Source organism: Frankia sp. CoWAU3, assembly GCF_977971855.1.
In genome coordinates, this window is record NZ_CDWWXB010000092.1 from 1 (window position 1) to 7,870 (window position 7,870).

Below are 7,870 nucleotides of genomic sequence, written 5' to 3' on the forward strand. Positions count from 1 at the left end.
CTTACGATTTTTCGATATAGAAAAGTATTTCCTGCCCCGATGACGAGGCGCGACACGGGAGAGTTCTCGACGAGACGAAAACCGCAGAAATCTTCCAACACAACCACAATGAGGTTTCGCCATGACCGACGGAAATCGCAATCTCTACGTAGTCGCCTGCGGTGGCGGGTACCCCGCCGGGGACCTTCCCGCCTTCGTCGGGCAGGTGCAGTCCGCCGGCTGGGACGTGCGGGTGGTCGCCACCCCGGCGTCTTTGCAGTTCATCGACACGCTCGACACAGGTCACGGGGACGGGTAGCGCAGCAGGGCACCGAGACCGTCGGTCGGTGCGCCGGGCAGATCGGCAGGCAGGACCCGCACGGCCGCGCCGGTGCCCCAAGCGGCCCGCACGGCCAGATCCGCCAACCGGCCGGTGGTCGGTGGTGACCCGGCCCGGCGGGCCAGCCGGGCCAGCGCGCCCGGCTCGGTGGCGACGTCCCCGGGCTCCGGCCCGTACCAGGCGGCCCGGTCGTCGCCGGGGTCGTCGACGACGAGCAGCGTGCCCACCTGAGCGCGGACGAGCGCGTCGAGCGTCGCGGGCACCCCGTCGACCGCCCGGCCATGTGCGCGGTCCTCGGCGAAGCGGTCGAGCACGGCGCGGGTCCGGTCGCGAACCTCGGCCTCGACCAGCTCCCGCACCTCCTGGGAATGGAACCGGTCGCTCCGCCCGGGGTGACGTCCCCCGTGTTCGAGCTGGTGGACCAGCGGGATCACCCGGGGCGGCAGATGCTTGCGCAGCAGCTGCACGGCCCGGACGTCTCCCGCGAGAACCACCAGCGCGGCGTCCACCCGCTCGGCCAGCTCGGTCACCGCCTCGGCGACCTGCGCGGCGTTGTGATCCCACGAGTCCTCGGCACGATCCTGGTAGCGGCGCTGCGACCAGCCGCCGGGGGCATTGCGCTCGATCTCGTCGTCGGAGCCGACGACCTCACCGGCGAACCGCAGTCCGTCCCCGGCCACCCGCAGGTCGGCGCCCGTCCGGTCGGTGAGCACGACCACACAGGGCACGCTGCTCTGCCGGTAGGCAAGCATCGGCAACGTGCAGGGCAGCGAGCCCCAGACGGCCCGGTCCGCCACCTGCCGTCGCAGCCGATGACACCAGACCACCCTGCCATCCGCGGCGCACGCCGCGAGAGCGGCGTTCTGCGGGCCGAGAGACGCCACAACCTCGTCCAACGCGCCCAGCGTCGCGCCATCCGCCCCGTCGGCGGCCAGGCTGTCGCGCAGGTGCCGCCACCGGACCGCCCGATCCGCCGCAATCCCGTCCATCTGATCGGACAGGCCCAGGTACAGCGTCGCGCACGGGCTCGGGACGGCGAGCAACTCGTTGATCTCCTCATCCGGGATCACGGCACCGCGGCCTCCTGTTCTCCGCTCCCGCCGGTCGGCGAGCCGATCCTCCAGGGTCCAGGATGGGCACCGACCGGCTCTTCGGTCCGGCCTCTTCGGTTGCTCCCAGCCATACCCATCATCGGCGCGACGGACCGTCGGCCGCCCGCCAGGACTTCATCCGGGCGCGGCCGGTATATATTGCTGCTGACGGTCCGAATCGGCTCGAGTTCGACTCTTCGCCGGCCTCAATGATCGGCGCCGTCGGCAAACGCCGAATTCCCTACCTGCCCCCGGCCTGTCCCCGCGGATCGGTCCATAGATCAGTGCTGTGCGCGCTTGTCAGGAGGTCGATGCCGGCCAGGACTTCCGCGGCGGGCCGGGCCTCCAGGCGGCGCCCGTCCCGCAACCGCAGGGAGACCCGCTCGTCGGCTGCCTCCCGAGCACCGATGATCGCCTGGTAGGGCACCAGACGAGCGGCCCGGACCCGCGCGCCCAGGGTGCCGCGCTGCGGACCGGCGGCCTCGGTCCGCAGTCCCCGATCGGCCGCCTGCCGGACCAGCGCGAGGGCGTGGGGTACCTCGGCGTCGGAGATCGGAAGGGCCACCAGCTGCACGGGCGCAAGCCATGGTGGAAACGCACCGCCGTGCGACTCGATGAGGTGGGCCACGGCCCGCTCCACGCTGCCGACAACGCTGCGGTGGACCATGACCGGCCGGCGCATCGCGCCGTCCGGGCCCGCGTAGCGCAGATCGAACCGTTCTGGCTGATGGAAGTCGATCTGCACGGTGGACAGGGTGGCTTCACGGCCGGCACTGTCGACGATCTGCACGTCGATCTTCGGGCCATAGAAGGCCGCCTCCCCCTCCACGGCCTCGTAGGCCACCCCCGCGGCGTCGAGGACCTCGGTCAGCAGGGCGGCGGACCGCCGCCACATGCCGGGGTCGCCGACGTACTTCCCGCCCGGCCCCGGCAGGGAGAGCCGGTAGCGGGCCGGGCTGACGCCCAACGCGCCGTAGGCCTCGCGGATCAGCTCCAGCGCCGCGCGCGCCTCGTCGGCGACCTGCTCCGGAGCGCAGAAGATGTGCGCGTCGTTCAGCTGGATCGCCCGCACCCGGGTCAGCCCGCCCAGTACCCCCGACAGTTCGGAGCGGTACATGCCACCCAGTTCGGCCATCCGGAGTGGGAGATCGCGGTAGCTGTGCGCGCGGGAGCGGTAGATCAACGCGTGGTGCGGGCAGAGGCTCGGCCGCAGCACCATCTGCTCCCCGCCAAGCCGCTCCCCGCCAAGCCGCTCCCCGCTGAGATCCATCGGCGGGAACATGTCGTCCCGGTAATGGGACCAGTGGCCGGAGATCTCGTACAGCTCCCGCTTGCCCAGCACGGGCGAGTACACGTGCTGGTAACCGGCCCGACGCTCCACGCCACGGATGTACTCCTCCAGGGTGTGCCGTACGACGGCACCGGCGGGCAGCCAGTACGGCAGACCCGACCCGATCAGCGGGTCGGTATCGAAAAGTTCCAGCTCGCGACCGAGCTTGCGGTGGTCGTACACCGTGGTCTCCTCACCTCGCGGCAGGTAGGGCGGGTGACCACAAGGCGAAGCCCCGGGGCATCCGCCCCGGGGCTTCGACAGAAGAACGGCTGTCAGCGCGCCGGGACACTCTCCGGCGTCGTCGTCAGGCCAGCGCGCTGCATGTCGCCCAGGTCAGCAGTGCCGCCCCCGCCGCGGTGACAATGACGACAGCGGCGTGCGTGACAGCGGCGTGCGTGACGGCGGCATGCGTGACAGCGGGGCGGGCGGGTGGCGGGCGGGGTGGCCGCGGGTCAGCGCGCGAGGATGCTCAGGATCTCACTGGCCGAACGTCCCCGCGCCGCGAGGGGATAGACGGTGATGGCCAGCCGGATGAGGTTGTCACCCCGGCGGCTGACGCCCGCGGCCGGGACGGGCCAGACCCGGTCCGTCGGGCCGGTCGCCTCCCAGGCGATCTTGATCGCGGCGAGTGGGCCGGTGACGTCGCAGCGCCGCCAGGCGTCGGCGGCCCGGGCTGCGACGTCGATGACACCGGGACCGGCCGTGGCGACCGCGACCGCCGCCTCGGGACCCGCGGTCAGGATCCACGGCACGAGGCCCGGTGTCGGCTCGATCCGCTGCAGCAGCGAGATCATCGCCTGCGACCGGGGCCCGGTGACAATGGCCGCCGCCGACGCCCCGTGCCGCGCGACCACGTCCACGGCGCCCGGATGTGCCTGTTCGACGTCGGCCAGGGCCCGGCGCACCGCGGGTTCCAGGTCGAGCGAGGCGAGTGTCGCCAGCACGGCCACGGGTATCCGGGCGAGCAGCCTCCCGAGCGGCGCGAGCACCGGCCGGTCGGCCTCGGGTACCCGGCCGAGACACGCGGCCGCGGCAGCGGCCTCGGTCACCGATATGCCGTGCTCCAGAGCCAGGCCGACCACGGCGACCGGGTCGTCCGTGGTGGCGGCGACGGCCAGATCCACCTCGGCCGCGCCCGCGGGCAGCAGGTCGGCGACCGCCAACAACCAGGCCCGGGCGGGCGGGTCCAACGCGCCCAGCGCCGACACCAGGCGCGGCGCCCCGTGCAACGCGGCGGCCACCCGCACCAGACGGGCACCGCAGGTCGCGGCGACGGTAGCCGGGTCGAGCGCGACCAGCGACGCGACCTCCGCCGCGAAGGACGCGGACGAACCGGCAACCCGACCGGACGAACCGGATGGACCCGTGGTGGCCGGCCCCGCCGGACCGGTGCTGAGGGGTCCCGCCGGACCGGTGGTGAGGGGTCCCGCCGGACCGGTGGTGAGGGGTCCCGCCGGACCGGTGGTGAGGGGTCCCGCCGGACCGGTGGTGAGGGGTCCCGCCGGACCGGTGGTGAGGGGTCCCGTGGGGTCCGACTCGCCCCGGGCCGCGCGCGCCGCTTCGACGAGCAGCCGGGGCAGCGGCATCGTGCCCCAGTGGGCGGCCAGATAGGGCGCGGAGACACCCTCCAGCGAGGGGGGCGCGGAGGGCGCCCCGCGGCGCAGGACGCCCTCCGCGATCGCGGTGTCGAGCACGTCGGCCACGTCCTGTCCGGACATCCGGGCGAGCCGGACCAGCCAGTCGCGCGCCGCCCCGATCAGGCTGGCCCTGTTCAGGGTCTCGGCGAGCGGATGGATACCCCAGCGCCGGGACAGGTACAGCCCGACGACGTCGTCGTCGAACAGGGCGACCGCCCACGCCGACATGCCCGGCCTGCCAAGCAGGTTCTCCTGGAAGGCGGTCTCAATCACCGTCGACGGGTCCGCCGCGACAAGCTCGGCAAACTGCGTGGTCCAGACGATGTCCTCGACGGCGAGGCATCGGACGATCTTCAGCAGGGTGTCGAGCGGCAGGACGCCCCACCGGGATCGCGCGAACGCGACGACGCGCGGATCGGCCCACCAGACGGGATCGGGCGGCGGGTCGGCCTGGTGCAGGCCCGCCGTGACGGCCTCGTCGACGAGGTCGCCCGGATTCGCGCCGAGCGCGGCGCCGCAGGAGCGCAGCCACTCCAGGTCGCTGTCCACCAGGACCCGGACCGTCGCCATGATGTCCCGCAGCGACCGTTCGTCCCAGCGTGCGGCGACGTAACCGGCAATCAGCGGCGGCAGCGCCGCGTCCGTCGGCGAGGCCTCGTCGAGGACACCCTCCGCGACGGTCCGGTCGATCGCGCTGGAAACCGGGACCGCGGCGGCGTCGGCCACCGCGCGCAGCCAGCCGACACTCGACCGCGTCAGGTCCCGGGCCACGTCGAGCAACGCCACCAACGGCACCGCGGTCCACCGTTCGGTGAGGTAGGAGGCGACGTCCACATGGGACCAGTCGGATGGTGACGGTGGCCGCGCCTGGCCGAGCAGGCGCTGGGCGAGTGCCGCGTCGACCACCTCCGACACGGACACCCCGACCGTGACGGCCACCGAGCGGATCCAGAGCAGGTCACCCGCGGCCAGCACCCGCCCGAGCTCGATCAGCTCGGCCAGGCTCGTCGTCTTCCACCGTTCGGCGAGACACCTGGCGATGTCGGGGTCCCACCGCGACGGCGGCACCGGACCCGGTCCGGCCAGGAGGTTCTCCTCGATCGCCCGGTCCCGCACCTCGTCGGCAGCCAGCCCGCCGGCGGCCGCGAGGGCCGCGCACCAGTCCGGTATCCAGTCCGGGTCACGGGCGACGACCAGGGTGTCGGCGAATGCGGCCCGCGGGTCCGCGACCGGGGCCGACACGTCCTCGGCGGAGGCAGTCGCGCCCTCCTCCACGCCGCCGTCCACACCGCCGTCCATACCGCCGTCCGCACCGCCGTCGAGCACGAACCGGCGGACCTCGTCCTCGGTGAGTCCGGGCACCGCATCGGCGCCGGCCCGCGCAAACAGCTCGATCCGGTGGACGATGCCGCTGCCGGGCCGCCCACTCACCGGGCTGGTTCCCCCCCCCGCAGCACCTCGGGCGTCACCCGGGCACGTTCCGTGAGTTCCCGGATCAGATCGACGGGCAGCAGCGGCGCGCACCGCACCACCGCCGGCGCCGCGCCGGCGACCGCGAGCGAGACGACCGCGTCGCGGTCAAGTCGGGGTGCCCGGGCCAGCACCTGCCCGGTCGCGGCCACCCGTTCGAGGGCCTCGGTCAGCTCGGTCAGGCCGACCGCGGTGATCTGCCAGACGTCACCCCAGCAACCGGTGAGGACACCGATCGCGGGCAGCGTCTCGGCGAGCAGCATCCGGCGGGTCTCCGGCCGGATCCGCTCCCGCCTGACCAGCCGCATCACGTCGATGACGATCCGGCGCTCGGCCGGCAGCGGCCGCAGGACCGCCGCGAGCTCGTCGAGCATCTTCGCGCTGTCCCGGGCCGCCAGGACGCTCTGCTGCTCGGCGAGCTCCGCGGTGACCGTGAAAATCAGGTCCGGCCGCCCGGCGAACGCCCGACCGATCTCCTGCAGCATCGTCATGACTGCGCTACGCCCACCGCGTTGCGGGCTGCCGGTGTCGGCCGCGAGGGCACTCTCGTCCGGGTTCACCAGCAGGTGTGCGAAGGCCGCGGCGAACAGCCGCCGGGCCGCGCTCTGCCCCGCCGTCGCTCCGATGCGCCTGCGCAGCCCCTGCAACGAGACGTCATCGACCAGCGGCAGGTCCCGCCAGGCGCGCGGAGCGTGGGCTTGGCCGTCCTCGTCGAGCAGCGGCAGCGCGAACTCCACCGGCTGGCCGGCGCTCGCCAGAACCTTCGGTTCGGTCAGAGCCGCCGGGTCGACGCCGAAGGCGATGATCCGGGCCGGATCGGGCACTGCGCCGTCCGGTGCCCGGTGCGCGGACCGCAGGCGTCGCAGCGCAACCAGGGTCCGGGCGAGGTCGTCGGGCGGGCAGAGCAGCCAGCCGGAACCGCCGAGCAGGCCGGCCAGCGGGCTGGACAGGTCCGCGGCCTCGAAGGCGGCCACGCCGACCGCCGCCCGCCCGGACTGTAGCCTCGCCGCGAGGCGCACCGGCTCCGGGTTGACCCGGCGCTCGGCTGTCATGACCTCCGTCCCCGTCGGCGCGAACACCCCCCGCAGGCCCTTGGGATCGCCACGCGGGGTGAGCGTCTCGTCGAAACGGCGCACCGTCACCGGGCGCTGCTCACCGGCCTGCAGGACGGTGGTGAGATCGACGTCGAACCCGGTGCCGGAGCGCGGCACGAACACCCGGACGCCGTACCTGAGCTTCATCACGACGAACCGGGGGTCGACCCGGTCGACCGTGCCCAGGTACGTCCCGCCGACCAGGCCCCGCTCGAAGCGGGGGTTGCGGTCGCCGAACCCGCCACGGGCCGCGGTGTCGTGATGGTAGGCGATGATGACGTCGGAGGCGGCGAGATCTTCGGTGATCTTCACGCGCCGCGGCGGCCAGCGTCGTGAGCTCCTCCCGGAGCCGGCCGGGCTGCAGGTCAGCAACCCGGGCGTCGATCCCGCAGCCCCGCAGGTACCGGTCCACCGCCTGCTCGCGCGCCGCCCGCGACCCGCCTGTCACCGCGCCGTAGGCGGTCGGTCGGCGGCCGGTGGACAACCACCCGATCAGCCGGGCCAGCGATCGGGCCTGCGCCGCCCGCCACTCCTCCAGCGGGGCGTCCGGTGCCGGGACGTCGTCGCCGAGCAGTTCCACCGTGTCCTGGCTACGTTCGGACGCGGGCGGGATCACCCCCCGGGCCGGCGCGTACCCGTGGCGGCCATACCCGACCAGCCGCAGCGATCCCCGGCAGTGCACGAGATGATCCGGGCTGAGTTCGACGGGAACGACGCCGAGCTGGGTCGCGGCATCGTCGAGCAGCGCGCCGAGCGGGGCGAGCATGTCCATGACGTCCGCGGGGGCGACGAACTCACCGTTCGCGAGCTGCGCGGCCATGCTGTCGTCGCCGCGTTGCCGCTCGAGCGGGTCGGTGAGCGGGCCGGCCGCCCAGCTCGTGATGTAACCCGTGGGCGCCTCGTAGCCCGTGGGCACCCCGTCGGGG

At 73.6% G+C, this 7,870-nt stretch carries 6 protein-coding genes; 2 read left to right on the forward strand and 4 right to left on the reverse strand.

The window, feature by feature from the left end:
* Window positions 1-121: 121 nt before the first annotated feature.
* Complete coding sequence (locus AC08ON_RS10225) at window positions 122-298, forward strand: hypothetical protein (RefSeq protein WP_476608630.1); 177 nt, start codon at window positions 122-124, stop codon at window positions 296-298.
* On the opposite strand, the gene AC08ON_RS10230 is transcribed toward AC08ON_RS10225, so the two are convergent.
* From AC08ON_RS10230 to AC08ON_RS10245, 4 genes are all read right to left on the reverse strand, one after another.
* The gene (locus AC08ON_RS10230; protein ID WP_476608631.1) at window positions 283-1,389 is read right to left on the reverse strand and encodes a baeRF2 domain-containing protein; all 1,107 of its coding nucleotides are present in this window, start codon (window positions 1,387-1,389) and stop codon (window positions 283-285) included. The two genes, AC08ON_RS10225 and AC08ON_RS10230, sit on opposite strands and share 16 nt — an antisense overlap.
* 262 nt (window positions 1,390-1,651) lie before the next feature.
* Window positions 1,652-3,019: a threonine--tRNA ligase gene (thrS, locus tag AC08ON_RS10235; RefSeq protein ID WP_476608632.1), complete on the reverse strand. Its 1,368-nt coding sequence runs from the start codon at window positions 3,017-3,019 to the stop codon at window positions 1,652-1,654.
* Window positions 3,020-3,195: 176 nt separating this feature from the next.
* On the reverse strand, window positions 3,196-5,811 hold the full coding sequence (locus AC08ON_RS10240) for a hypothetical protein (protein WP_476607645.1): 2,616 nt from the start codon (window positions 5,809-5,811) through the stop codon (window positions 3,196-3,198).
* A complete protein-coding gene (locus tag AC08ON_RS10245) occupies window positions 5,808-7,256 on the reverse strand; it encodes a hypothetical protein (RefSeq protein WP_476616854.1) in 1,449 nt (482 codons plus the stop codon). Before AC08ON_RS10245 ends, AC08ON_RS10240 begins: the two co-directional genes overlap by 4 nt.
* A 373-nt stretch (window positions 7,257-7,629) precedes the next feature.
* On the opposite strand from AC08ON_RS10245, the gene AC08ON_RS10250 reads away from it, so the two are divergent.
* Window positions 7,630-7,870 (forward strand): hypothetical protein (locus AC08ON_RS10250; RefSeq protein WP_476616855.1); only part of this gene is annotated, 241 nt, incomplete at its 3' end.